The organism is Microcoleus sp. T3_B1 (assembly GCF_036700445.1).
Lineage (GTDB): Bacteria > Cyanobacteriota > Cyanobacteriia > Cyanobacteriales > Microcoleaceae > Microcoleus.
Genome location: NZ_JAUBOX010000020.1, coordinates 74816 through 101793, shown reverse-complemented (window position 1 = coordinate 101793; position 26978 = coordinate 74816). Strand labels below are relative to the sequence as shown.

23 protein-coding genes are annotated in these 26978 nt (G+C 45.6%); 13 read left to right on the top strand and 10 right to left on the bottom strand.

Translation table 11 applies throughout. The annotated features are described in order from the left end of the window. Positions 1 to 21: 21 nt before the first annotated feature. Positions 22 to 222, bottom strand: a complete 201-nt coding sequence (locus QT990_RS13625; protein WP_333142451.1) for a hypothetical protein — start codon at positions 220 to 222, stop codon at positions 22 to 24. Between the two features lie 319 nt (positions 223 to 541). Here QT990_RS13625 and QT990_RS13620 point away from each other — a divergent pair, with 319 nt between their 5' ends. After that, on the top strand, positions 542 to 997 hold the full coding sequence (locus QT990_RS13620) for a type II toxin-antitoxin system antitoxin SocA domain-containing protein (protein ID WP_333142450.1): 456 nt from the start codon (positions 542 to 544) through the stop codon (positions 995 to 997). 34 nt (positions 998 to 1031) lie between these two features. Here the strand turns inward: QT990_RS13620 and QT990_RS13615 are convergent, their stop codons facing one another. The 4 genes from QT990_RS13615 to QT990_RS13600 form a co-directional block, all read right to left on the bottom strand. After that, positions 1032 to 1469, bottom strand: a complete 438-nt coding sequence (locus tag QT990_RS13615; protein WP_333142449.1) for a type II toxin-antitoxin system VapC family toxin — start codon at positions 1467 to 1469, stop codon at positions 1032 to 1034. Further along, positions 1466 to 1702, bottom strand: a complete 237-nt coding sequence (locus QT990_RS13610; protein ID WP_333142448.1) for a type II toxin-antitoxin system prevent-host-death family antitoxin — start codon at positions 1700 to 1702, stop codon at positions 1466 to 1468. Before QT990_RS13610 ends, QT990_RS13615 begins: the two co-directional genes overlap by 4 nt. Before the next feature lie 92 nt (positions 1703 to 1794). Next, positions 1795 to 2823 carry a hypothetical protein gene (locus QT990_RS13605; RefSeq protein ID WP_333142447.1) on the bottom strand — a complete coding sequence of 343 codons (1029 nt, stop codon included), beginning with the start codon at positions 2821 to 2823 and terminating at the stop codon, positions 1795 to 1797. Between the two features lie 145 nt (positions 2824 to 2968). Further along, positions 2969 to 3529 carry a hypothetical protein gene (locus QT990_RS13600; protein WP_333142446.1) on the bottom strand — a complete coding sequence of 187 codons (561 nt, stop codon included), beginning with the start codon at positions 3527 to 3529 and terminating at the stop codon, positions 2969 to 2971. A 190-nt stretch (positions 3530 to 3719) separates the two neighbouring features. Between QT990_RS13600 and QT990_RS13595 the strand changes: the two genes are divergently transcribed. The 3 genes from QT990_RS13595 (at position 3720) to QT990_RS13585 (ending at position 6534) form a co-directional block, all read left to right on the top strand. Then, the gene (locus tag QT990_RS13595; protein ID WP_333142445.1) at positions 3720 to 4805 is read left to right on the top strand and encodes a T4 RnlA family RNA ligase; all 1086 of its coding nucleotides are present in this window, start codon (positions 3720 to 3722) and stop codon (positions 4803 to 4805) included. Positions 4806 to 4977: 172 nt separating this feature from the next. Next, positions 4978 to 5874 carry a phosphatase domain-containing protein gene (locus QT990_RS13590; protein WP_333301041.1) on the top strand — a complete coding sequence of 299 codons (897 nt, stop codon included), beginning with the start codon at positions 4978 to 4980 and terminating at the stop codon, positions 5872 to 5874. 75 nt (positions 5875 to 5949) lie between these two features. Next, positions 5950 to 6534 (top strand): Uma2 family endonuclease, encoded by a 585-nt coding sequence (locus QT990_RS13585; RefSeq protein ID WP_333142443.1) that lies wholly within the window; start codon positions 5950 to 5952, stop codon positions 6532 to 6534. A 252-nt stretch (positions 6535 to 6786) separates the two neighbouring features. Here the strand turns inward: QT990_RS13585 and QT990_RS13580 are convergent, their stop codons facing one another. Both QT990_RS13580 and QT990_RS13575 read right to left on the bottom strand, forming a co-directional pair. Beyond that, positions 6787 to 8322, bottom strand: coding sequence for a mercuric reductase (locus QT990_RS13580; protein ID WP_333465329.1), 1536 nt, complete (start codon positions 8320 to 8322; stop codon positions 6787 to 6789). A gap of 16 nt (positions 8323 to 8338) precedes the next feature. Then, entirely contained in the window at positions 8339 to 9070 is a 732-nt protein-coding gene (locus QT990_RS13575) for a TVP38/TMEM64 family protein (protein ID WP_333465328.1), read from the bottom strand. 77 nt (positions 9071 to 9147) lie between these two features. On the opposite strand from QT990_RS13575, the gene QT990_RS13570 reads away from it, so the two are divergent. Both QT990_RS13570 and QT990_RS13565 read left to right on the top strand, forming a co-directional pair. After that, complete coding sequence (locus QT990_RS13570; protein WP_333309678.1) at positions 9148 to 10176, top strand: isochorismatase; 1029 nt, start codon at positions 9148 to 9150, stop codon at positions 10174 to 10176. A gap of 423 nt (positions 10177 to 10599) precedes the next feature. After that, complete coding sequence (locus QT990_RS13565; protein ID WP_333309680.1) at positions 10600 to 11088, top strand: hypothetical protein; 489 nt, start codon at positions 10600 to 10602, stop codon at positions 11086 to 11088. A gap of 353 nt (positions 11089 to 11441) precedes the next feature. Here QT990_RS13565 and QT990_RS13560 read toward each other — a convergent pair whose 3' ends face one another. Further along, positions 11442 to 12611, bottom strand: a complete 1170-nt coding sequence (locus QT990_RS13560) for a cysteine peptidase family C39 domain-containing protein (protein WP_333142438.1) — start codon at positions 12609 to 12611, stop codon at positions 11442 to 11444. Positions 12612 to 12877: 266 nt separating this feature from the next. On the opposite strand from QT990_RS13560, the gene QT990_RS13555 reads away from it, so the two are divergent. Then, positions 12878 to 13018: a hypothetical protein gene (locus QT990_RS13555; RefSeq protein ID WP_333142437.1), complete on the top strand. Its 141-nt coding sequence runs from the start codon at positions 12878 to 12880 to the stop codon at positions 13016 to 13018. Positions 13019 to 13036: 18 nt separating this feature from the next. Next, the gene (locus QT990_RS13550) at positions 13037 to 14491 is read left to right on the top strand and encodes a methyl-accepting chemotaxis protein (RefSeq protein WP_333142436.1); all 1455 of its coding nucleotides are present in this window, start codon (positions 13037 to 13039) and stop codon (positions 14489 to 14491) included. Between the two features lie 238 nt (positions 14492 to 14729). On the opposite strand, the gene QT990_RS13545 is transcribed toward QT990_RS13550, so the two are convergent. After that, entirely contained in the window at positions 14730 to 15059 is a 330-nt protein-coding gene (locus QT990_RS13545) for a hypothetical protein (RefSeq protein ID WP_333142435.1), read from the bottom strand. A 455-nt stretch (positions 15060 to 15514) separates the two neighbouring features. Here QT990_RS13545 and QT990_RS13540 point away from each other — a divergent pair, with 455 nt between their 5' ends. Further along, positions 15515 to 16972, top strand: coding sequence for a CHASE3 domain-containing protein (locus QT990_RS13540; RefSeq protein WP_333142434.1), 1458 nt, complete (start codon positions 15515 to 15517; stop codon positions 16970 to 16972). Positions 16973 to 17325: 353 nt separating this feature from the next. Here the strand turns inward: QT990_RS13540 and QT990_RS13535 are convergent, their stop codons facing one another. Then, positions 17326 to 17745, bottom strand: coding sequence for a hypothetical protein (locus QT990_RS13535; protein ID WP_333142433.1), 420 nt, complete (start codon positions 17743 to 17745; stop codon positions 17326 to 17328). A gap of 859 nt (positions 17746 to 18604) precedes the next feature. Here QT990_RS13535 and QT990_RS13530 point away from each other — a divergent pair. From QT990_RS13530 to QT990_RS13515, 4 genes are all read left to right on the top strand, one after another. Then, positions 18605 to 21370, top strand: coding sequence for an HAD-IC family P-type ATPase (locus tag QT990_RS13530; protein WP_333142431.1), 2766 nt, complete (start codon positions 18605 to 18607; stop codon positions 21368 to 21370). A gap of 941 nt (positions 21371 to 22311) precedes the next feature. Further along, positions 22312 to 23712 carry a CmpA/NrtA family ABC transporter substrate-binding protein gene (locus QT990_RS13525; protein WP_333142430.1) on the top strand — a complete coding sequence of 467 codons (1401 nt, stop codon included), beginning with the start codon at positions 22312 to 22314 and terminating at the stop codon, positions 23710 to 23712. 80 nt (positions 23713 to 23792) lie between these two features. Then, positions 23793 to 24638: a nitrate ABC transporter permease gene (ntrB, locus tag QT990_RS13520; protein ID WP_333142429.1), complete on the top strand. Its 846-nt coding sequence runs from the start codon at positions 23793 to 23795 to the stop codon at positions 24636 to 24638. 197 nt (positions 24639 to 24835) lie between these two features. Continuing rightward, entirely contained in the window at positions 24836 to 26836 is a 2001-nt protein-coding gene (locus tag QT990_RS13515) for a nitrate ABC transporter ATP-binding protein (protein ID WP_333142428.1), read from the top strand. The last annotated feature ends 142 nt before the right edge of the window (positions 26837 to 26978 follow it).

Here is a 26978-nt window from a genome sequence, read left to right as displayed (position 1 = left end):
CAGCCAATATATTCACCTGATCTAGCGTACCGCAGGTGGGGACTTTAATTGCTGGTTGGGATAATTCGGGCGATCAAATAGAAATACCAGGTTTTGACCGCCAGTAGCAGTGAGTCTTGATGATGTTTCCCATCCAGCATTGGGAGTCGCTGGCATCGGGGCGATCGACATTCCGAAGCAAAGCCTGCCGGCGATGTACGATTTACTGAGATGTTGCACCATTGTCAATAAGCCTTTTAGGAACGGGCTCTGGGGCCCGTTCCACAGGAAAATCTACTCTTTGTGGAACAGGCCGGAAAGCCTGTTCTTGAGAATGGTGCAAGATGTAATATTTACCTAGGGTAGAGCCGGATGAACCTGGTTGACATGAGGAGTTAGCTTAGCTGCAGCGAGAAAGAATTAGCTCAAAAGTTGCGAGATTTGGAGAGAGAAATGTAGTTGTGAGGGGAAAAGGGCGATCGTAATTGCGATCGTACTTCTAAAGCCACCCAATAGCTTAGCATCAAAAGTGAATTTGTCAAATTACTAAAATCCTAAAACTATGAAAAGTGCTCTTGAGGTAGCTCGTTACTTTTTATGTCGTGTCGATCGAGAAGCAGGCGATACCATTTCTCCTCTCAAACTGCAAAAGCTCGTATATTACGCGCAAGCTTGGAGTTTAGTATTTAGAAACCAGCCGCTATTTTTTCAAGAGATTGAAGCTTGGATTTCCGGCCCCATTGTCCGCGATGTGTGGGATGAGTACAAAGCTTACAAATATAGCGATATTCCAGCTCCCGATAATTTTGAAGCAGAATTTGATGAAGATGAAATCGAGGTTCTCGAAGAAGTTTGGAATGCTTATGGAGAATTAAGTGCTAAACATCTTGCAGAATTGACGCAATCAGAGACACCTTGGCTCAACGCTCGCAAGGGATTAGAACCTGCGGAAACATCAACTAAAATGATCTCCCACGAGGATATGAAATCCTGCTATGCACCTTTGGTGGAGGCGTAAGTGCAGCTTCCTTGATAAAAGGTCGATGGAACTTTTAGCCCTCAGCTACGGCAATCAATAACTGAACTTCAATTCCTAAAGTCCGAGCACTGCGAGCCAAAGCCTCATCGCCAGTCACCAAACGCAACTGATTAGAACTTGCTACTGCTAAATGCAGTGCATCTAAGGTACGCAACGGTACTTCAAAACTGCTAATCCAATCGCGAGCTAAATTGTAATGAATTGGCTCTAACTGGATGCGAGTATAAAAATCACTGTCCAAGTCTGCCTGAAACTCTATTGCTATTTGTCTTGCCCTTTCCTGAGAAATTTCTCTCATTCGCACTCTGCGAGACAGTGCGGAAAAAAATTCTACCTCAACTAGCTGGCTCAACCCTCGTTCAGTCTCAGTCCTCAGTAACTGCTGAGATGCTTCGCTGAGACGTTCGGGCCAGTAATTGGGAGCAATGACGCTAGTATCCAAGTAAATCAATAGCGTTCCTCCTCTCGCAGCCTAATGACTGTTGCACTCAGCGGTTCACCCTTTACTTGAATAGAGTCTCGGAATCTCTTGAGTTCAGCTAACCGCTGCTCCTTCGTGAGCGGCGGGACTACGCGAGCTACTACTTTACCTTCGTGTACGATCGTCACTTCTTCTCCTTTGGCCACCTTTTCCAAGATAGCTTGCAGACTCTGCTTGGCTTCTTCAACGCTAATCGCAGGCATCTCATTAGTTTTTTAGGTACTTTTTAATTGTACAGCAACGGGATATTTAATGCGAAAAAGGTCGATCGACCTTTTCCATTTCCCGCCACAATTTAACGTTGCCCTGCTTGAAGTGCAGAATTTGCTATCTGGACAACTTCTTGCTGCCGTGCGTTTTTCCTTGTGACTCGGTACAGCACCCCCAGCCTTTGCCACTCAACAAAAGCAGTGCAGTAAGCACCGCAATTATTGAAATAAATCCCCCTGAATCCGCCCGCCAATTCAACGCTTCTGTAAGTATCCTGCGGCAATCGCGAAGGAGGCGAAAACGGTTCATTTCTTTGAGCTTCGATTGTGCCGAAATAACAGGCTCCCGCACGGCATCCTTTTCCTAAATACATTCCCACAATGTAACCGTGGGCACCTGCTTGCACATCAAAATCAAGTTGCTGAATGTCTGATAAAGGAAGTCTACTCGGAAGAAAAACAGGCACTCGCGTTTTGCCTTTGATTTGTCTAAAGATGTTACTAGCAGGAAAACGACTGTTAGCTTGGTTTGCACCTGAGTTATCGGAGATTGGGGTCAACTTTTGCACAAAATTCCTCCACTGCACAACTCTATTTTTAGCAATGTTAAAAGTTGGAATAGAGTATTTTTCTAGCGCAAAAGAAGGGCGACCATTTTTCAGGTTGAAGCTGCGGCGAATCACTGTAATTTCTGGTTTCCCTAACCCGTAAGCTGTGGCTATGGAACGGGCGAGATTGCAGCTAATTTTGAAGCGTCCCATCTCAATATTGCCATTTTCCGTTTGATAAGACCAAGTGTAACCCTCAGAAGCCCGATCGCGATCGCACAGAAAATGAGAAATCTCAAACATCTTGGCAATATGAACATCGTACAACCGCAACTTGCGGCGGCCGACAGATTTTGCAGTGTGGCGATCGGGTACAATAAATTGTATCGGTTGCCAGCTATCTTCAGGGGAAAAATTAAACCAGCGGATTTCTGTAATCGGGAGTTCAGTCCTTGCTAACGCTGAGTTTGGTGTCAAAGGTGCGTGAAGCGAAGCTATCCCGAAGGGAATCGTAAAAGCAGTCACCACACAAGCAAAAATTGCCGCAAATAGCCATCTTCTCCTCATCCTAATTTCCCCCGAAGTAGGTAAGCGCAAAAAAATATAGCATCTTGTAAGGGGCGAGTGCGAGTTAAGATATATCATACAATAACGGTAAGGTGCGCGCTTACGCACCCTACATATAGAAGTTGTGCCTCCCAGACTGCCAAACTTAACGCTTCCCAGCTTTAATAGCAGAATTTGCTATTAAAATTAAATCAGATTCTCGTCCGTTCTTAATGACGACGGTATACATAAAACCCTGAGTTTTCCACTGAAGAGTTGCTGTGCAGTAAGCCCCACAACCGTTATGAAAAACTCCTTTCACTCCGCCCGCAAGTTTGACATTTTTTAACGTCTTAGTTACCCCTTCTAGTTTTGTAGTAAACTCCCCGCCTTTTTGACCTAGAATTGACCCAAAAGTGCAAACAGTCGTACCGCCGCAATCTGGTTTATACTCGATTGAAATACTATAGCTGTTTGCTTGTGCTGTAGTTGGATAGTACATTTTTCCCGAAAGCGGAATCCTGCTGGGAATAAAAATAGGCACTTGCGTTTTGCCTTTTAACTTTCGCAAAATTTCATTTACCGGAAACGCAGCGCCTCCTTGAGCAATTTGTGTTGTTCCCGATTGTCGCAGCGACAATGGCGAAGATCCAAAAACAACCGAGGGAGGTACTAAAGCAGTCAATACACAAGCAGAAGTAGCCAAAAGTAATAATTTCTTCTTCACGGTCTTTTTCCTTAATATTCCAAGAGTTTAGTTGGGCGGCAAACCGCATTCACGTATGTACAACCATAATTCAAAATACCAAATTAACACTCGCTTTTCCGGGAAAAATGTTTTTTGACTATCTTGACAAGGTTGCCAGAATATGAAGTCATATATAATATAGAGAAGGCGAGCAATTTAGGAGTCTATCGTGGAACTGCAAGAGTATTTGCGCCAGTACGGATTGGAAACTTTGTCCGAAACTTATCATATCAAAGTTACCCGCCACCGCCAATATCCCGATTTAGTCTGTCTGAAATACTCGCAGATAGAATCTCCATTGGGCGAAAAGATAGTCCAGCAGTGCCGAGGCATTATTTTAGATTCATCTCAAGATTGGCAGATAGTTTCTTATCCCTACGACAAATTTTTTAATTACGGAGAAATTCACGCCGCTGCAATTGATTGGAGTCATGCCAAAGTTTATGAAAAACTAGACGGTTCTCTGACTGTACTGTATTTTTACAAGGGAGAATGGAGAGTGCAATCTAGCGGCACTCCCGACGCGGCCGGTGAAGTTAATGGTTTTGGGTTCACCTTTGCCGAACTTTTTTGGAAAGTTTGGCAAGAATTGGGATATCAATTGCCACAAGAAACAGACCAGTGTTTTATCTTTGAGTTGATGACGCCTTACAATAGAATAGTTGTCCAGCAACAAAACAATCAAATCGTGCTGCACGGGGTTCGCAACACTCAAACGCTGCTAGAAACCGCTCCGAGTATTTGGGCCAATAAATACGGCTGGGAATTGGTAGCATCCTATCCTTTAACTAGCTGGAAAGAAGTTGTCGAAGCGGCTCAACATTTAGATCCGATGAATTCGGAAGGGTATATTATCTGCGATGCTAACTTCAACAGAGTTAAAGTAAAGTCTCCGCAATATGTGGCGATTTCCCATCTGCGCGAAGGGTTTTCTACTCGCAGGATGATCGAGATTGTTTTAACTAATGAAGGAGAAGAGTTTTTAGCTTATTTTCCTGAGTGGAGTAAGTTGTATCAACAAGTTAAGGAGAAATATCAATCTTTGGTTGAAGAAATCGAGGAAGCTTACCGACAGCACGAACATATCGAAGTTCAGAAAGATTTTGCATTAGCTGTGAAACATTTGCCGTATTCCGGGATTTTGTTTTCTTTGCGGGCCCGAAGAGTTGCGGGAGTGAAAGAAGCTCTCCGCGATGTTACTATTCATAAAATAGAAGAGTTGCTGGGTTTAGATTACATCCATCTAGGTTTGTGAAGAAGAAGGCACGACACGGATTTTGACACGGATACACGGATTAATTATCGAGCGTGAGGCAAATGTTTAAGAAAGAGGGAAGAGGGAAGTTCGGCAACGAGCAATGTACGGGATGTAACGGATCTGACGGATGGAATGAAGAGGTAAGTATTTAAACAATGCCCAATGCCCAATGCCCAATGCCCAATGCCCAATTACCAATTACCAATTACCAATTGCCATGAAAAGAGTTATTGTACTTGTCGGTTTACCTGCTTCGGGAAAATCTCAATTTGCTAGGGAATTGCTGCTGTCGGAACCTGCCAAGTGGGTGCGTAGCAATAAAGATTTGCTCAGAGAAATGGCTCACGCTTCTCATTGGTCGCCGGCAAATGAAAAGTTTATTGTGCAGTTGAGAGATACGATTATTTTGATGGCTTTGGAAAGCGGCAAGCACGTCATTGTTGATGATACTAATTTTGGGCCTCACATCGAGCATATCAAGGAGTTGGTTAAAGGTAAAGCTGTTGTCGAAGTTAATGATTCTTTCCTACAAGTTCCGGTTGAGGAATGTATTAAACGGGATTTGAAAAGACTTAATTCGGTGGGCAAAGATGTGATAATGAAGATGTACAATAAGTACGTGCGGGTTCCCGTTGTGCCGCCGGAATATAACCCGGATTTGCCGGATGCAATTATTGTTGATATGGACGGCACATTAGCGCTTCTCAATGGCAGAAATCCTTTTGATGCTTCTACGTGCGATCGCGATTTACCCAATCCGCCAGTTTTAGATACCGTTCGCAAGTGGCAAACCAGCGCCCATATTATTGTAGTGTCGGGCCGCACAGATGATTGTCAGCCTCAAACTGAAAAATGGTTGCAGCAGTATGAGGTCAATTATGCCGCTCTTTATATGCGGAAAACCGGAGATATGAGGAAGGATGCGATTATGAAGGAAGAATTTTATCGGCGGCATATTGCAGGGAAATATAATGTTAAGTTTGTGTTGGACGATCGCCAGCAAGTTGTTGATATGTGGAGAGGCTTAGGATTGACGGTATTCCAAGTAGATGAAGGGGATTTCTAAGGCAGGGTTTGTTTGCGCGGGCGATCTCCCAACTCCTAATGCTACACTCAAAGTAACATTGACAAAAATTTTGTTATGATATCCATTCCCCAACCACCCCAAAAAATGACCGTTGAGGAATATCTCGAATGGGAAGCTCAACAAGAGATTCGCTACGAATATGTCAACGGCGAAGTTTTTGCCAGAATGGGCAGTACAATTCCCCATAACGATATTGCACTTAACTTTTACAGGAACTTGCGCCCGCATCTGCGTTCCAGAGGCTGTCGGATGAACGTGTCAGATGTGAAATTGCAAGTCAGTTTTCAAAGCCGTTACTACTACCCTGATGTGATAGTCAGTTGCGATCCAGAAGACATTAATTCGCGCAATTTCATTCAGAATCCTAAAATCATTGTGGAAGTTCTTTCTCCCAGTACAAGTGCTAAAGATCGGGATGAAAAATTCACTTGTTATCTGAAAATTCCGACTTTGCAAGAGTATATCTTGATTGATTCACAAAAGATTTTTGTTGAGCGTTACTGTCGGGGAGAGGGGAGAATGTGGCTGTACTATTCTTACACTGCTGGGGAGATTATCACTTTATCAAGCATTGAGTTTGATTTGCCGATCGCACTTTTGTATGAAGGTGTTGGATTTGAAACAGAAACAGAAACGTAAAGGGGAATATTGAAACCGCAATCTCTGTAGGGGCGGGTTCACCGAAATCTTTAACACAAATCAAACAATCTGATAAACCCGCCCTCCAACGCCCTATTTTACATCAACATTTGATTCAATAAATTAATGGTAAATTTGTATTTTCTATCGGGTGGGGGCGGGTTTAGGAGATTATTAATTTTTTCCATAGATGGTTGGTGAACCCGCCCCTACGGTTCAATTGTACCTGGTGTTGATTCAATACAGTTCAAACTATCGCGTCCAAGCCAGCCAGCGGTTAAACAAATTTTTCACAAACGGCGTCAAACGAGTGCGATTGTAAGCATCCCCGGCTTTGCGAATTGCATCAGCTTGTGTTGGATACGGGTGAATTGTGCTAGCAATCTTTCCCAAACCAATATTGTTAACCATTGCCAAAGTAATCTCGCTGATCATATCCCCAGCGTGGCGCGCTACAATAGTTGCACCTAATATTTTATCGCTGCCTTTCTTGACGTGAATTTTCACAAATCCTTCCTCTTCGCCGTCAATAATTGCCCGATCGACTTGACTGAAAGGAATTAAAAATGTATCGATATCAATGTTTTTTTCCTTAGCCTCGTGTTCCCCAATTCCGACGCGCGCAATTTCCGGGTTTGTGTAAGTACACCAAGGTATCGTCAAAGCGCTGAGCTTTTTGCGCCCGAAAAATAGAGTGTTTTGAATCACCATCCTCGCGGCAAAATCAGCAGCGTGAGTAAATTTATGTTTCATGCAAATATCGCCTGCGGCATAAATGCGGGGATTAGTAGTTTGCAAGTTGTCGTTGACAAATACGCCAGTTTGTGTATCGTATTCGACACCGATCGCCTCCAGATTCAATCCTTCCACATTGGGCGATCGCCCTGTACTCACAATAATTTCATCTACTGTTACCCATGCTTCCTTACCTTGACATTTATAATAAATTACTTTGCCTGCATTTGTTTTTTCAACGCGATCGATTGTGGATTCTAGTATTAGTTGAATTTCTTCCCGTAGAAAAGCCTGCTGCACGATTTTAGCAGCCTCCGCATCTTCCTTGTCTAAAATCTGAGCATTTTTGTGCAGCAACACGACTTCGGAACCCAGCCGCCGAAAGGCTTGAGCCAATTCGCAGCCGATCGGCCCTGCGCCAATTACTGCCAAACGCTGAGGTCTTTCCGTGAGGTTAAAAACAGTTTCATTTGTCAGATATCCAGCTTCTTGTAAACCGGGAATTTGTGGTTGTCGCGCCCTTGCACCTGTGGCAATTACTGCTTTTTTAAAGCGGAGAGTTTGACCTGCCACTTCTACTGTATTATTGCTAGTAAAACGACCAGAACCCAGAAAAACATCAACTCCTAATTTGTACTGGTAGCGTTCAACAGAATCAACATCGCTGATTCCCGCCCTGATGCGGCGCAGCCGTTCCATCACAGCGGCAAAATCCACTTCTACACTGTCAGAAACATTAACACCAAATTTACTTGCTTCCCAGATATCGCCAACAGTGCGAGACGAGCGAATTAAAGCTTTTGACGGCACACAACCGACATTCAAACAGTCGCCGCCCATTAAATGTTTTTCAATCAAAGCAACTTTCGCGCCCAAACCTGCGGCACCTGCAGCCACAATTAATCCAGCGGGCCCCGCGCCAATTACTACTAAATTATAAGAACTAGCCGGTTGCGGATTTACCCAATCGGGGGGATGCAAATAGGAGACTAATTTCTGGTTGTGCTCGTCCATCGGGGGGACAGTTACGCGATCGACTTTTGACTGCGACATTGGCAAATTATCCTAATTAAATACTTTCTTCCAAAGCTTTGCTGGCTATCCGAGTGATAAAGACAGTAACAGCGACAGTAGCAATAAAACTGATAATATTAATCAACCATTTTACTGCGGAATCTTGAGGACTTGCATACACAGTTTCCGTGCCTATCGCAGCAACCTCTCCCACCAAAGAACCCGAGTAAACGTACATAATTGTACCCGGTATCATGCCAAAGGAACCTAGCACGTAATCTTTCAAAGAAACTTGAGTGATTCCCAGAGCGTAATTCAATAAATTGAAAGGAAATAAAGGACAAAGACGAGTCAAAAAAACTATTTTTAATCCTTGTTGGGAAACTGCGCGATCGAGAGCTTTAAACTTGGGGTGAGATTCCATATATTTTACCACGCGATCGCGGCACAAATAGCGCCCGATCGCAAAAGCAAATACAGCACCTAAAGTGGACGCCGCAAAGACGTAAACCGAACCCCACCACAAACCAAAAATCGCCCCCCCTCCCAGCGTCAGTACCGAACCCGGTACAAACAGCACAGTAGCCAAGTTATAAGTAGCTACAAAAGCCACTGGCCCCCACCACCCTAAATCCTCGATCCGCATTAACAGAGTTCTCAAAACATCTTGAACGTAGGCGGATCTAGTTGCTACAATTAAGAGAGCGAGCAAAAGTGCGATCGAAAAAAACAACACTATGCGTTTAAATTTTACCCTAGCATAATCTTGGATTCGTGCTTTTGTCATGATTAACCCGCAAATATTTATCAGCATTATACTGCAAACTTAAATTATTACTGTAAACTACCCTAAAAGCGATCGTCATGACACCAAAAGCCCAACTTCCAATCCCCGAACATTTTGACCCCGAAAAATTAGGCGAAGTCTGGCGAGTACCCTACCAAGAACGCGCCGCCCAAGCGAAAGATTGGGCAAAGCAGCACAACACCCAACCAGCAACCAGCGACAAAAACCGTATTTGTTTGATGATAATCGATGCCCAAAATACCTTTTGTCTGCCCGAATTTGAATTATTTGTGGGCGGGCGTTCGGGTAGTGGCGCCGTTGATGACAACCTGCGGCTGTGCGAATTTATTTACCGTAATTTAAACGCAATTACAACCATTGCGCCGACAATGGACACCCACACCGCCATGCAAATTTTTCATCCAATCTTTTGGATAAACGAAGCTGGCGAACACCCCCTACCCGCCGCAACTTCTATTACACTCGAAGATGTCCAAAAAGGCATTTGGAAAGTCAATCCAGCCGTCGCCGATAGCATCAGCGGGGGCAATTTTTCAGCACTGGAAAAACAGGCTTGCCACTACGTCAAAAAACTCAGCGCCGATGGGAAATATCCCCTGACAATTTGGCCCTATCACTCAATGTTAGGTGGCATCGGACACGCGCTGGTTTCTGCGGTGGAAGAAGCAATATTTTTTCATACTATAGCCCGCAACAGCCAAGCACTTTTTGAAATCAAAGGCGGGAATCCACTGACTGAAAACTATTCGGTTTTGCGGCCGGAAGTGTTAGATGGATTCGACGGCAATCCGATTGCGGAAAAAAATGCTAAGTTTATTGATAAATTGCTCGATTTTGATGCAGTAATTATTGCCGGACAAGCCAAAAGTCACTGCGTTGCTTGGACAATTGATGATTTGCTGACTGAAATTTTGGCGCGAGATCCGAATTTGGCAAAGAAGGTTTATTTGCTGGAAGATTGCACTTCGCCTGTGGTTGTTCCGGGTGTTGTTGATTTTACGGAACAAGCAGATGCAGCTTATCAAAAATTTGCGGCGGCGGGAATGAATGTGGTTAAATCTACTGAGTTAATTTTGGGCGATTAAAGACGAATGTTTTCGGTTGGGTTTTCAGTGCAAAAAAAGTATACATTATGAACCCTAGGCGGTAATTTTTGTTTGCTTGGCACTCTGCTGCGATCGCATTTACAGCGTATTCCAGGTTGATGAAGTATACCCCAGAAACCGGGTTTCTTTACAGTTCTCCCATCCTTACTGATTCTGTTGCTCGAAACCCGGTTTCTCGCCCTCTACATCTACATGGAATATGCTGTAACTGATAGCTTATGATATAGCGATCCTTGCAGGAGTCGTAAAAAGATGTAGGGGTAGTGCTAAGAGTGCCTACCCCGGCCTCATGGGGCAACCACGGGGGGATTGCCCCTACAAGAATTACACAAATGATTTAGGATTGCTATATCATATCCAAAATGCACACTGACTATATAAGTTTAATCAAGGAGTTTCCCGATGATTGAAAGCGAAATTTATAGTGTTGGTCTTTTTCGGGATGCGAGTGTGCGAGCAATTTCCAAACTCTCGGTAGCCATCGCCACGACTCTTCTGAGCACATTTGTAACTGCCACCCAAGCCTACGCAGTTCCCGTCACCTACGATTTCACCATCACTGTTACCAAAGGCGGGTTAGCGGGCAATTCATTCAACGGTTCTTTCAGCTACGATGATGCCAAATTGAAGGGAAAAGGAGTGGAAGAATTGGGAATTACTGACGGATTAACGACCTGCCTAAATTACCTTGGACGCACTTATCGCGAAACCGATGATACCAGTTATCCTAACTTTCCTACACTCAGATTTGAGGATGGCAAGATCACACAACTAGACTTTTGGATTCAGCCGAATCAGCGAGTTAATTGGTGGAATTTACCGGGATGGGAAGTCAAGCTGTCTGAGCCTAAAATGGGCGATTCAACTGTTCCCAATTGTCAAAAACGGTGAGGCATGGCTAAGGTGCGATCGACCGTAAAAATATAGCAGGAATTAGATGCAACTGCCTACGCTTACGGTAATTTCATGCAGCCACGCTACGAAGGTGCGATCGTCGATCGTCGGCTGGGGCGATCGAATCTTTGCGATCGCTAGGAACGGATGATATCATGTCCGATCGAGCGATTAAAAGGGCGGGTTTTTGAGATTGTCAATTATTGGCAGATATTTTCCGTGAACCCGCCCCTACCGTATTATGGGTAATAGACCGGAAATAATATGACTCAAAGATTGTTTGAAAAAAACCGCATGATTCCTCTTCTCTGTCGGTCAATAGTGCCTCTGCGGTTGACGATTTTCAATAACTATTTCCCATCCAATCTGGGGACTTCTTGCAAAAAGCTGCCGCTCAACATTAACTCAGTCATCCGGTCTAAGTTGCCGCTGACTTGCAATTTTTTATCTGTTTGAAAGCGCTCGATATCTGCTTTTAAATTGCCGCTATTATATCCTAATTTACTCAAATAGTCAATAGCTTGTTTGTCACTTAACAAGATATCCGCCGAACGAAAAATCGGCACGTATTCCTCCCGCCAAACCTGGGCAAAAGTTGCTCTATCTAAATAGAAAATCCGGCCCCGCGCCGGGTCTCCAATGGCAGCTACACTGTCATTCATTCCCAGCAAAGCCACCGCGTGGGGTAGCTTCCGAGGGCCGTCAAACAGCCAAACTGCTAGGACTCCGGGGCGATTAATTTGCTGAATTTGCTCCCAAGTTGGCGTTAGTTCGATCGCATTTACGCCCAAAGCTCTTGCTGCTATTATTAACTGTGGCATCGAAGTTCCCAAGCGACTCGTGCCGGCAAAACGCGCTACATTCGATTCCGTCGCATCGATTCCCCAACGCCTTAACACTGTTGCTAGGGCGGCGGGGGCGCAACTGCTGTTAGATGTTTGTCGAAATACACCGTTGGGCTGCAAATTATCTATTAAATCATCGTAAATTGGCGCCATAAAATAGTTTTCAGCGCCTGTAAATCCTCCCAATCCCAAGCAACCAATTAAGATTACTGCGATTACTTGCGATCGCGCTGTCAACCAACTTATACTAAAGCCAATACCGCAGACTCCCATCAGCATCACTCTGAGCAAAGTCCAAGTAACTCGCATCCCGTGAAAGCGCCACTCGATCGGCAAAGCAGGCATTTGAGGCATATTTAAAGCCAGTAGCAGCAAGGCAATATAAAAACCCAAAAACAGCAGGGCGATCGAGTTTCTGCCCTTGAACAAATCATTAGCCGTCACTCCCGATCGAACTAACACCCGCCCGAACCGCATTCCCCAGACAAACAGCACCGAACCCAGCACCAGCGTCACTACTATTTCCATGACCTTAAAATTTTGTTGCTTAACGCTAGTTGTAACATTTATGCGATCGACTTGAACCCCAATCAATAGTGCGAGAGAGGAAGAGTGGGAGAGAGGAAGAGTGGGGGAGAGAATTTGACCACGAATTTCAAAGGTGGTACCCGCCACGTGATTTATCCGTGGAATCAATCCAAAATCGAAAATCACTTATTGCCCCCGCATTTATCCGTGGGCTCAATCGAAAATCGAAAATCTAAAATCTAAAATCGATTGACGATGTTTGGGTTTGGTTCCTGAATTTCTCGCTACAATCGAATAAACAGGATTTATCCAAAATCGAAGCAGGTAAAACAACCCTTAATTCTCAAGGCTTTGACCTGCATAGCTTGCTCGATATTAAGTTTTTTCAGGTTTTTCTTGATGAGTCTGAGTCAATGGTTGAGAATGAGATAATTCCGCTACCTAACCCAACAGGAGACATTGCCATGTTTGCCAACTTAAAGCTGAGAAACGGGATGCGACTAGGATATGCACTTCCCATTGCTTTGAAGGGGATTAATGTGTGGGTTTTTTAAAGATAGGAAAAATTTAAGATGATTAACTTCAAAGCCACCAAATTAAGAGAGCGTATTCTGTGGGGATATTCCCTACCTATTTTGCTTTCAGTTGGAGCAGCTACTTTGGTTTTCTTTAATGCTAAAGAAGTCGAAGAAAAAGCAAAAGTGCTAAATAATTCTCATGCTGTTGTTATAGATTTGAAAGAGCAACAGCTAGGATTTGCAGGTATGCAAAAAGCGGCTCGTGGGTATTTTTTGGCCAAAGATAGTGCTTTCTTAACTGAATACAATGAAGAGGCAAACAGCTTTGACAAATCCTATCAGGATTTACTTAATCGGGCACAAAACCCGCAACAGCGCCAGCGGCTAGAGGAAATGAAGGTCTTAAAAAATCAGATAGACCAAGGCTATAAACAAGCCTTTTCTTTGGTTGATCAAGGTAAGCAAGACGAGGGACTTAACTTATGGAAGACACAAATTGTACCAAAGCTTCGTCAGGTTGATGCTATAGCTAAGGAGTTTCAAAGCACCGAGGAAGGGATTTTAATTGAGCAAGAAAAAGAGCAAATTAAAGCTTTGCAGTTCCTGACTACAGTGGTGATTTTAAGCACTGCTGTAGCTGCACTTACGGCAATTGCGATCGCTCTGGGGATTGCTTCAGGCATTGCAAAGAGCATGAATCAGTCAGTCAATATGATTGTTAGTTCTTCCACAGAAATTGCGGCCACAGTAGAACAGCAGGAACGCACAGCCGCACAGCAATCGAGCTCTGTAAATCAAACGACAATCACAATGGATGAGTTGGGCGCGGCTTCCCAACAATCAGCCCAGCAAGCCCAAGCTGGTGCGGAATCTGCACGGCTTGCTTTAAAGAGCACTGAAAGGGGAACCCTAGCAGTGGAGCAAACCCTGGAATCGATGAGAATATTGAAAGAAAATGTCGGGGCAATGGCGGCACAAATTCTGCAATTGAGCGAACAAACCCATCAGATTGGCAATATCTCTACGGATGTCACAGATTTAGCAAATCAAACAAATATGCTGGCACTGAATGCCTCAGTAGAAGCAGTGCGGGCGGGCGAAAACGCCAAAGGTTTTACTGTCATAGCCACAGAAATCCGCAAACTAGCAGATAAAAGTAAGAAATCAGCCGAGAAGATTAACCGCCTTGTCTATGATATCAAGAATGCGATAAATTCCACCGTAACGGTGACAAAGGAAGGTACTAAAACAGTAGAAGAAGGAACAAAAATTAGTCAAGAAACAGCAGCAGCTTTCTCGGAAGTAGCAAATGCGGTTAACAATGTGGTATTGAACAATCAACAAATTTCTCTAACGGCTCAACAACAAGCAGTTGCTATTAAACAAGTAGTGGATACTATGAACAGCCTCAACCTATCTGCCCAAGAAACCGCTAGTGGTATTACTCAAACCAAAGTAGGCACTCAACAATTGAACGATGCAGCCCAAAATCTCAATTCAATTGTCTAAAGGGTGCTCAGTGTTTTGGGCGAGCAGATTAGCCATTGATAGCATTGAGTCCATCGATTTTAGATTTTAGATTTTAGATTTTAGATTCAAGCATTGACCCCACGGATAAATTCGGGGGCCTGTTTATCGGATACAGGTTTTTTATTTCTTGGTCCTGAGTCTGCTTTCGGAATGAATCCGGGGGCTTGTATCCTGGATGCTTTCGGTCATGAATATATCTGGCAGCCCTCCCAGCTTGTCAAACCTGCGGCATCCAAGTCAAAACGATCGCACGCGAGTGCATCGCCAAAGCCAGGGCGATCGAATTTCTGCCCTTAAACAAATCCTTCGCAGTAACTCCAGATCGAACTAACACCCGCCTGAACCGCATTCCCCAGACCCACAGTACCGAACCCAGCACCAGCGTCACTACTATTTCGATGAACTCAAAATTGTGTTGCTTAACGCTAGTTGTAACATTTATGCGATCGACTTGAACCCCAATCAATAGTGAGAGAGAGGAACACTGGGAAAGAGAAACTGTGGGGGAGAGAATTTGACCACCAATTTCAAAGGTGGTACCCGCCACGTGATTTATCCGTGGAATCAATCCAAAATCGAAAATCACTTATTGCCCCCGCATTTATCTCGCGCAAGTCAATCGAAAATCTAAAATCTAAAATCTAAAATCGATTGACGATTTTTGGGTTTGGTTCCTGAATTTCCAGCTACAATCGAATAAACAGGATTTATGCAAAATCAAAGCAGGCAAAACAACCCTTAATCCTAAAGACTTTGACCTGCATCGCTTGCTCGACATTAAGTTTTGCCAGATTTTTATTGATGAGTCTGAGTCAATGGTTGAGTTAGTAAAGCACGGAAAGCAAAAAAAAGCGCTGGAAGTTTTTTCACGAAAAAAGCGGCATTAATTATGAATTAGTATTACGGATTAAATAACTACTTGGGTGAAAAACATCAGGAAATTATTGACGCTGCAACTTCCCCCCACAAAAGTCAACAACGAATCAAGGAGTAGAAAGTGCAATGTGGCACAATATTATTCGGCTTAGTAAAGTAGTTCCCTTGGGCTTCGGCTCAATTTTTTTCTTAATGATTAGCATCGGATTTGCCACTAAATTGAGTATGGATAAGTTAGCCGAAGCTATTGAGTGGCAAACGCACACTTATGTAGTCCAGACAAATTTGCAAGCCCTAGAAAAAGATTTAGTGGATGCTGAAACAGGACAGCGGGGGTTTATCTTCGCTGGCAAGGAGGAATTTTTAGAACCTTATAAAAATGGTCAAATAGCCTTTTATAAAACACTAAATGAGACAAAAGAGTTAATAAAAGATAACCCAGAACAAGTGAAAAAATTGGAGAAAGTAGAAAATTTGGGTCAGCAAAAACTAGATGAATTAGCGGAAACTATATCCCTGAAAAGGGCGGGTAAAGAACCAGAGCTAAGAGCCTTGGTGATTTCAGGGAAAGGCAAGATATTAATGGATGAAATTAGGGAGAAGCTGGCAGAAATGCTTACGGTAGAAGATGCTTTACTGGTTCAACGAACAAAATTAGCAAAACAGTCGGAGCAATTAGCGACGATTGTTTCTATAGGAGGTACGGTTGTTGCTGTAGTATTGGGTTCATTTATTGTATTATTTATTTTTGATAAAATTATCCGACCAATCAATCAGGTAGCAAATACGATCGCCAGTTCTTCCACAGAAATTGCGGCCACAGTAGAACAGCAGGAACGCACAGCCGCACAGCAATCGAGCTCTGTAAATCAAACGACAATCACAATGGATGAGTTGGGCGCGGCTTCCCAACAATCAGCCCAGCAAGCCCAAGCTGGTGCGGAATCTGCACGGCTTGCTTTAAAGAGCACTGAAAGGGGAACCCTAGCAGTGGAGCAAACCCTGGAATCGATGACAATATTGAAAGAAAATGTCGGGGCGATAGCGGCACAAATTCTGCAATTGAGCCAACAAACCCATCAGATTGGCAATATCTCTACTGATGTCACAGATTTAGCCAATCAAACAAATATGCTGGCACTGAATGCCTCAGTAGAAGCAGTGCGGGCGGGCGAAAATGCCAAAGGTTTTACCGTCATAGCCACAGAAATCCGCAAACTAGCAGATAAAAGTAAGAAATCTGCCGAGAAGATTAACCGCCTTGTCTATGATATCAAGAATGCGATAAATTCCACCGTAACGGTGACAAAGGAAGGTAATAAAACAGTAGAAGAAGGAACAAAAATTAGTCAAGAAACAGCAGCAGCTTTCTCGGAAGTAGCAAATGCGGTTAACAATGTGGTATTGAACAATCAACAAATTTCTCTAACGGCTCAACAACAAGCAGTTGCGATTAAACAAGTAGTGGATACTATGAACAGCCTCAACCTATCTGCCAAAGAAACCGCTAGTGGTATTACTCAAACCAAAGTAGGCACTCAACAATTGAACGATGCAGCCCAAAATCTCAATTCAATTGTCTAAAGGGTGCTTAGTCTTTTGGGCGAGCAGATTAGCAATTGATAGCATTGAGTGATGAATTGAGCTGGCAGCCCTCCCAGCTTGTCAAACCTGCGGCATCCAAGTCAATCGATTTTAGATTTTAGATTTTAGATTTTAGATTGGGCATGACTGATGACTATCTGGGTTTGCTGCTTGCCTACAGTTGCATTCTTTTTTTAAACTGGTATCAAAAGGAGCTCCGGCCCATCGCTACAGCCAGGGCGATCGAATTGCCTGGTAACACAGATCCGGACTCTGCCTCCAATTTTCCTGCTAGAAAAGCGATGATCGGGCTCTGGACATCGGTTCCTTGGCTCTTCCAGGGAACCAGTTATTTATGGTTTATTAGCAAGGGGGCGATCGCGTAAATAAACCCAAAATAAGATCACCATAGATAAAACGCAAGAAGCTTTCCAAACAAATAACCACCAAGGACTCCACCACGCGCCGGTTTGTACTTCGACAATATCTGAGCCACCAAACAACAAAAAAATTAGGCTAGTAATCAGGCGATTAATTCTGGTTCTTCCTGATGTTTTTCCGGCATTAATAGCGAAACCAATCGCAAACAAAAACCAGAGTAATGCTTCAAGATAATTGCCATATACATAGATTTCCTCTAATAATTTAGCTTGTGCTTCAGCTTGTTCTAAAGAAGCGGGATTTAACATGATTTGCCATGAATAAGCACCACCTATGCCGAGAAAAATAAATATAATTGTTAGTCTTATTGCTGCACCTTTTGTCAAATTCATAAATTAATTTTTAGGGTGGGTTAGGTGGTAACTATATGGGCAAAAAAAAGTTAATTCCCGTCTTATACCAATTTAATGTGAAGCAGACTAGCAATTGATAGCATTGAATCATCAATTGCGATCGCAGCCGTCCAAGCGTGTCAAACCCCGGCATCCAAGTCAAAAGGAACTCCGGTGATCGTATCGCTACCGCTTGGGCGATCGAATTTCTGCCCTTAAACAAATGCTCTTCTGTAACGGACGATCGAACTAACACCCGCCCGAACCGCATTTCCTAGACCAACAGCACTGAACCCAGCACCAGCGTCACTACTATTTCCATAAGTTCAGAATACGATCGCTTAACTCGGTTGTAACTCATATGTTGCACCATTCTCAATAAGCTTTTTAGGAACAGGCTTTCCGGCCTGTTCCACAAGAAAATTCACTCTTTGTGGAACAGGCCGGAAAGCCTGTTCTTGAGAATGGTGCAATATCTCAGTTTTAACACGCTTTGCGATCGATACCTCCTGACTCCTGCTCAATAATGAATCCGTGTATCCGTGACTTCCCTGTCGTGCCTTTCTTCAACCACACCTAAAACTTGCCAAATGTCAAGGGATTCCATCGACTTTTCCCCACCTTAGCCACCAAGTCCCAAACAAGATGTACCGCCGGAAAAAATCCCCCAAATTTTTTGCCACAAACGGCCACATCGGTTGTAATATAGATGTAAGTCACAGCCCGTTAAAGTAATCAACCAACAATTAAGCCGCTCAATATATTCACGCTCCAACGAGCGATCAGTTGTATTGAGCGCGCCGCGCCTATTAAGGAGCGCTAAAAGCTCGTCACACACCCCAAATATTCAGCAAGAATCATGCCATCAAGAGCCGCCAACGATGTAGACGTAGCAGAGCAATATTGGCACTACCTAGAAGTATCCAAGCTTGCAACTATCTTAGAAACCAACCTGGAAAGCGGTTTAGAACCGACAGAAGCCAACCATCGCCAACAGAAATTCGGGCCCAACGAACTAACTGTTAAAGCAGGGAAACCAGCCTGGTTAAAATTTATACTGCAATTTAACCAACCCCTCCTGATCATCTTGCTGAGTGCAGGTTTAATCAAAGCAGTGATCGGAGAATGGCTAAACGCTAGCGTAATTTGGGGCGTAACCACCACCAACGCTACTATTAGTTTCATCCAAGAAGCTGGAGCCGAGAAAAAAATTGAAGCCCTAGCCCAAGCTGTCACCACAGAAGCCACAGTTATTCGGGGCGGCAAAAAATTAAGAATTCCCTCCAAAGAACTCGTAGTCGGGGACTTAGTAACCCTGACTTCCGGCGACAAAGTACCGGCAGACTTGCGCTTAGTGAAAGTCCGCGACTTGCAAATCGACGAATCGGGACTCACCGGGGAATCTGTTGCTGTCGAAAAAGAATTAGGACAATCTGGAGACTTGGTTCTGCCACAAGAAACGCCACTAGCAGAACGGGATAACATGGCCTATGCCGGCAGTTTTGTCACTTTTGGCCAAGCTAGCGGCATCGTAATTGCGATCGCCAATAAAACCGAAACCGGCAAAATCTCCCAACTATTAGATCGGCACATCGATCTCACCACCCCCTTAACCCGCAAATTCAACCAATTCAGTCAAAACTGGCTGTTATTCGTGTTGGGAATGGCAACCTTGACCTTCGCAGTCAGATTGGGCAGACCTGTCCCAGAGGGGGTTTCAGCCTTTAAAGAAGCAGTCGAACCCGCAGTCGCCCTGATTGTCGGCGCAATTCCCGAAGGCTTACCCGCCGTCATCACCGTCACCCTAGCCGTAGGCGTTTCCCGGATGGCAAATCGCCACGCGATCGTCCGCAAATTGCCCGCAGTGGAAACCCTCGGCGGCGCTACCGTCATCTGTTCCGACAAAACCGGAACTTTGACGGAAAACGAAATGACGGTGCAAGAAATCTATTCTGGCGGCGAATCCTACTCGGTTACGGGTACGGGATACAGCCCCGAAGGTGAAATTCAACTCAACCAACTGCCAATTACTGTCAGCCAAACTCCAACTTTGCAAGAATGTTTGCAAGCTGGACTCCTTTGCAACGACTCTCAGTTGGAATTCAAAGACGATAATTGGATAGTCGTCGGAGATCCGACAGAGGGAGCGTTAATTGCTGCAGGCAAAAAAGCTGATTTGAGCCAGCAAATTTTGTCCAAGTCAATGCAGCGGCTGGATTCAATTCCCTTTGAATCTCAGTTTCAATACATGGCGACGCTGCACCGAACTCCCACTGGCAAAATTTTGTACGTCAAAGGTTCAGTAGAATCAATTCTCGGCCGCTGCGGTTCCAGTCTCGACACTCAAGGAAATCCGGTAGAAGTCGATCGCGAACAAATCCACCACCAAGTCGATGAAATGGCAAAGCAAGGCTTGCGCGTCTTGGCTTTAGCGAAAAAGCCAGTACCGCAAAGCCAAAATTCCGTCGATCACTCGGATTTGGAGTCAGGGCTGGTTTTCTTGGGACTGCAAGGCATGATTGACCCGCCGCGGGCAGAAGCGATCGCAGCCGTCCAAGCTTGTCAAACCGCCGGCATCCAAGTCAAAATGATTACCGGCGACCACATCGCTACAGCCAAGGCGATCGCCCGCCGCATGGGATTCCGCAAAACTAAACACCACAGGGAACTTGTAGCCTACACCGGTGCTCAACTCGCCGCAATGAGCAAGCAGGAACTCGGCGAAGCCGTAGAAGCCGGCTCAGTTTTTGCCCGCGTCGCCCCAGAACAAAAACTCCGCCTCGTAGAAGCTTTGCAAAATCAAGGCGAAATCGTGGCGATGACGGGAGACGGCGTTAACGACGCGCCGGCGCTGAAACAAGCGGATATCGGGATTGCGATGGGCAGCGGTACTGAGGTTTCTAAGGAAGCCGCCGACATGATTCTTACCGATGATAACTTTGCGTCGATCGAATCTGCTGTCGAAGAAGGGCGATCGGTTTACAAAAATCTGCTCAAAGCAATCAGCTTCATTCTCCCAGTCAACGGCGGAGAATCGATGACAATTTTGCTCAGCACCCTCCTCGGTCGAGAATTGCCGATTTTGTCGCTACAAATTCTCTGGCTGAATATGCTCAACTCGATCACCATGACTGTGCCTCTGGCTTTCGAGCCCAAGTCAGCGGGAGTCATGAAACAGCAGCCCCGACCGGTCAACGAACCTTTCCTCACGGGAAATCGGATCAAGCGGATCATCGCTATTTCTCTTTACAACTGGACTCTGATTTTCGGAATGTTTGAATGGGTACGCCAAGCTCCTTGGGGAACCTTGGAACTGGCCCGCACGATGGCGATTCAAGCTTTGGTAATGGGGAGAATTTTTTACCTGTTGAGTCTCAGCCAGTTGTTGCCTTCTTTGATTGCTAAATTTAGCGGTTCTAAGGAAGAAGTTAGCGGTGCTCCCGCCCTCGGTGTGGGAATTGTCCTGGCGGTGATTTTGCAGATCATCTTTGCTAATTCTCCGTTTGTCAATCGCATATTTGAGACGGCTCCGATGAATCTGGATCAGTGGTTGATTTGCTTCGGCGTAGCCCTGCCGATGATCGGTGTTGCTCTCTCCGTCAACCGCTTTGACCCGCCCAACTAAGCTGCTGTACAAAAGTGCGATCGAACTTGGAGGTACTGCCACCGATTAGTAATTTCGGGTGTTGAGAAACCGGGTTTCTGGAAGAAACCGGGTTTCTCTGTTTTACACAAAATCGAACCTAAAAGCCCACGTCATATCATCTCCGGTAAATCACTTACGATTAAGCGCCAATTTTAGGCCAATACGCTTGGGCCCGAGCCCGATCGCCCCTAGCCCCCCGCATCGTTGCGGGGGGACAAGAACTTACTCTTTCGTCCCCCAACAACCAGGGGGAGTAGGGGGTATGCGAGGGGATCACGCCCGGAATAAGCAGTTTTAACCCAAGCGTATTGAATTTTAGTCCACCAATGAAAACCAGTTAACCCTTTGACAACACCCAAAGCGTAAAATGTTAATTATTTCTGTATAATAAACTACAATTAGCTTAAAAAAAATAGACATATATTAACAAAGTAAATGTGCAGTGGCTGCGATGTTGGCAACTTATTGACAAGAGATTTGAAGGCGGCCCGATCGGCCTTCGCTACAACCCTTACCCAGCAAGTCTTGGTTTGAACCAGTTTTGATAAGCCAACCAGAGCGCCCTTCCCAACGGTTCGTTATCGATAGGGCGATCCCAAAAGATTTACTTATCAAATGAATTTAATAATTGTTTTATAATTTGTGCAAGAGTAAGGTAGAGTTAATTATCAAGCCAAGAAAACGTGCGGCTCGCAAAAAGTGAGTTCACACAACTCGGCCGCTCGAAATATCGATAATCAAAAAAGTCAAATCAGCAGGGATAGTTTAAAGAATTATGCTAGCGATAAATCTTTTGCTCCCTCCTGCCAAGGAGCGCTCAAAACAGTTCGCTAAATTCCATTAGCGAACAGAAAAAAAGCGCCTTGATAAACTTCAGTGATGTCGTTACAGAAGATTATGAATTGCAGCGAGGCTAGACTATGACAAAATTTTCAGAGCAATTTTCTCGGCGTAAATTTATCGTTACAGCAGGTGCATCTGCAGTCAGTTCAATACTGCTCAAAGGGTGTTTGGGAAATCCTCCCGAACCGGGTGCTAGTGCTGGCGGTGAGGCCGCTGCTGGTGGCGGGGCAGTGCCGGTGGCAACCTCAGCAGTTGCAGTTGCCAACGAGAGAAGAGTAGAAGGAATTGAAAGCAGTAAAATTACATTGGGATACATCCCGATCGTGGAAGCAGCACCTTTAATCATTGCCCAAGAAAAAGGCTTTTTTGCCAAATACGGCATGACTGAGGTAACAGTTGCCAAGCAAGCCAACTGGGGATCGACCAGAGATAACGTAGAAATCGGATCTGCCGGGGGCGGCATTGACGGCGGCCAGTGGCAAATGCCGATGCCTTATCAAATTAGTCAAGGCCTGATCACCAAAAACAGCACCCCAATCCCGATGTATGTTCTGGCGCAGTTGAACACTCACGGAAATGGAATTGCGATCGCGGGCAAACACCAAGGCAAAGGCCTCGGACTCAAACTAGACCAAGCAGCCCAAGACTACATCAAAGGCCTAGCGAAAGCAGGCACTCCCTTCAAAGCAGCCTACACCTTCCCCAAGGCCAACCAAGACTTGTGGATTCGCTACTGGCTTGCAGCTAACGGCATCGATCCCGATACAGATGTCAGCTTGCTGACAGTGCCGGCCGCCCAAACCGTGGCCAACATGAAAACCGGAAGCATGGACGCTTTCAGCACCGGCGACCCCTGGCCTTTGCGGATTGTCAAAGAAAACATCGGCTTCATGTCAGCGCTAACTTCCGAAATCTGGAAAGCTCACCCAGAGGAATATCTCGCAATTCGCGGCGACTGGGTAGACAAGCATCCCAAAGCCACAGAAGCCGTGATAGCAGCAATCATCGAAGCGCAACAGTGGTGCGACAAGCCAGAAAATCGCCCCGAATTAGTTGCCATTCTTTCCGGCAAAAACTTCATTGACGTAAATCCGGCTGTTTTGGCGCCGCCCTTTGAAGGCAAGTATGTCATGGGCGATGGCAAACCCGACATCAACGACTTCAAGAGCAGCCCGCTGTACTGGAAAGATAGCGTCGGCAACGTTTCTTATCCCTACGCAAGTCATGATTTGTGGTTCATTACCGAAAGCGTTCGCTGGGGTTTCTTGCCAACAAAAACCTTGGCAGACAAAAAGACACTCATCGGTAAAGTCAACCGCGCCGATATCTGGAAGAAAGCAGCCAAATTAGCCGGAGTGGCTGATGCTGATATTCCGAAAAGTACGTCTCGCGGCATTGAGAAGTTCTTTGATGGCAAAGAATTCAACCCGGATCAGCCCGAAGCTTATCTGAGTAGTTTGGCGATTAAAAAAGTGTGATGGGTAAAAGCTTCCCATAATTTAGCCTCAAAAATTTAGTCTCGAAAGAAAACACCGCAGAAACAGAGGAGATAAGCAGGATGGCTGTAAGTACAAGTCGGAGAGGTAGAGTCGCTCCGCAAGCGGCGCTGGGCGAGTTTTGGAAGAAGAATTCCGCGAATATATTGCCGCCAATCTTGGGGGTACTTGGATTTCTGTTTGTTTGGCAATTCCTGTCAAGTTCTGGAATTATTAAATTGCCGGGGCCGACAAGCGTTTGGACAGATGAACGGACGCGGATTTTGCTGCTGTATCCTTTCATGAACTCCAAAACCTACGGAGTCGGACTATTTTGGCAGACTTTAGCTAGTTTGGAACGGGTGGCAAAAGGCTATACTCTCGCCGCGGCTGTGGGAATTGGCATGGGGGTTGTGGTAGGTACAAATCCTTTTCTAAATAAGGCTTTAGATCCGCTTTTTCAGTTTTTGCGGATGGTGGCTCCTTTGGCTTGGGTGCCGATCGCCCTGGCTGCACTGCAACAAAACGAACCTGCTGCTTTGTTCGTGATTTTTATCACTTCAGTTTGGCCGATTTTGATCAACACGGCTGAAGGTGTGCGCCAAATTCCAGACGACTATAACAACGTTGCGAAAGTGCTGCAACTTACTCGGAAAGAGTATTACCTCAATATCTTGTTTCCGTCGGCACTTCCTTACATCTTCACAGGATTGAGAATTGCGATCGGTTTGGCTTGGTTGGCAATTATCGCTGCGGAAATTGTGATGTCCGGGATTACAGGTATCGGCTTCTTTATTTGGAACGCTTACCAGCAAAACTACATCAGCGAAATTTTGTTAGCTGTAGTCTACATCGGGGCTGTTGGTTTGCTGCTCGATCGCATGATGGCTTGGTTGCAGCAAAAAATTGCTCCATCTCAAGGAAAATAGTTGTGCAAGTAACTCGCTAAATAATTTTGAGTTTTGAGTTGAAAGATTTGAGTTCAAAACTCGATATTTATATTTCAGGAAACTGCAATCTACACTGGGTTACGATATCAACAACAAGCGACAGTTAAAGCTAGCTGCTAATCAAGAAAGACTAGCAGCTAGCGAAATAACAAACCTACAAAAAAGGCAAGAAAATCATGTCTATTTTGATTGAAATAGAACAACTGGAAAAAGTATTTAATTTATCAGACGGCGGCACATACGTTGCTCTCAAAGGCATCGATCTGGAAATTGAAAAAGGCGAATTTATCTCCTTAATCGGACACTCCGGCTGCGGCAAATCTACGCTGCTAAATATGGTGGCAGGTTTGGATTTGCCGACAGAAGGATTGGTGACAATTGAAGGACAAAGAATCACCCAACCAGGCCCCGATCGCATGGTAGTATTCCAAAACTATTCCCTGCTACCTTGGCGGACGGTCAGAGAAAACATTACCCTAGCCGTAGACTCGGTAATGAGTGGCTTACCCAAAGCCGAACGCCTCGAAATCATTCAAAAACACATCGACATGGTGGGCTTAACTCCCCACGCCGAAAAACAACCTGCATTGCTATCAGGGGGACAAAAACAGCGCGTGGCGATCGCCCGTGCCCTCGCCCTGCGCCCCAAACTCTTACTTCTAGACGAACCCTTCGGCGCTTTGGACGCTTTGACTCGCGGCAACTTGCAAGAAAAGTTGATGGAAATTTGCCAAGAGTACGAAATCAGCGCCCTGATGGTAACTCACGACGTGGATGAGGCGGTGTTGCTGAGCGATCGCATCGTCATGCTCACCAACGGCCCAGAATCGAAGATAGGCGGCATTCTCGAAGTAGACATCCCCCGCCCCCGCAAACGGATGGAAGTCGTCTCACACCCCAGCTACTACGCTCTACGTAGCGAAATGATTTACTTCCTCAACCAGCAGAAGCGCGTCAAAAAACTGCGGGCGCGGAAAGTACCGGCGATCGCCCGCCACGGCCTGGAAAAAGTCAACCTCGAACTCGGCTTTATTCCGCTGGCAGCCTGTGCTCCCCTCGCTGTCGCCAAAGAAAAAGGCTTTTTTGCCAAGCACGGCCTCGATGAAGTCCACCTCGTGCGGGAAACAAGCTGGCGCGGCATCGTAGACGGCATCGCCGCAGGTTACTTAGACGCAGCCCAAATGCCCTCTGGGATGGCGATGTGGTTGAGCTTGGGGGGCCACCAAGAGCAGCCGATTCCGACGGTGACAGCCCTCACCATGAGCCGCAATGGCAACGGAATTACCCTCGCGAGGCGCTTTTACGACCAAGGGATCTACACTCTGGCAGACTTTAAAAAAATGCTCCAGAGAACGCCCGCCCAAACGCACCGTATGGGCATCGTTCACCCTTCTTCGATGCACAACCTGTTGCTGCGTTACTGGCTGGCTTCCGGCGGGATTGACCCGGATCACGATGTGTTGCTGAAAAATATCCCACCGGCTCAGATGATCGTTGACTTGCAGGGCGGCACTATTGACGGTTTCTGCGTCGGCGAACCTTGGAACTTGCGGGCCTCAATGGAAGGAGTCGGCTTTACGGTGGCTACAGATTTGGAACTGTGGCCGGGGCATCCGGGAAAAATTTTGGGGGTGCGGGAAGACTGGGCAAATGCTTATCCCAACACTCACATTGCTCTAGTCAAAGCTTTGCTCGAAGCTTGCAACTATTGCGCCGATCCAAGTCGCGCCGCCGAGGTTTCGGAAATTGTCGCGGGAAGGGAGTACGTCGCTACTGATAAGAGTTACATCCAACTCGGCGACCCCAAATCTTCTGCTTGCAACCTCGATACTCCGATGCGGGAATACGCCCACCACTTGTTTTCTGGAGAGGGGGTGAATCGCCCAAGCCGCACCGAACAACTCTGGCACATGGTGCAGATGGCGCGCTGGGGCGATACTGTGTTCCCGCGCAACTGGGTGGAAATTCTGGAGCGGGTGGTGCGAGTCGGTGCGTTCAGCACGGCGGCGCGAGAGCTGGGGATGGCTGATATTACTTACACTCGCGGTTCTCTCAGCTTGTTTGACGGCTCGGTGTTTAATGCTGACGATCCGATCGGCTATCTCAACAGTCTGGCGATTAAACGCGATTTCACGATGGCGGAAGTTGTACTTGATTCCGACCGTAGAGTTGCTTAAAGTGGTTTTCAGTAGGATGCAAACAGGGTAATTGCTAATTGTTTAGTTGCTCATTGCTAATGGCTAGTTAGTAATTCCTTCTTCCCTCTTCCTTCTTCCTTCTTCCTTCTTCCTTCACCTATAACCCACTAACAAGTTCCAA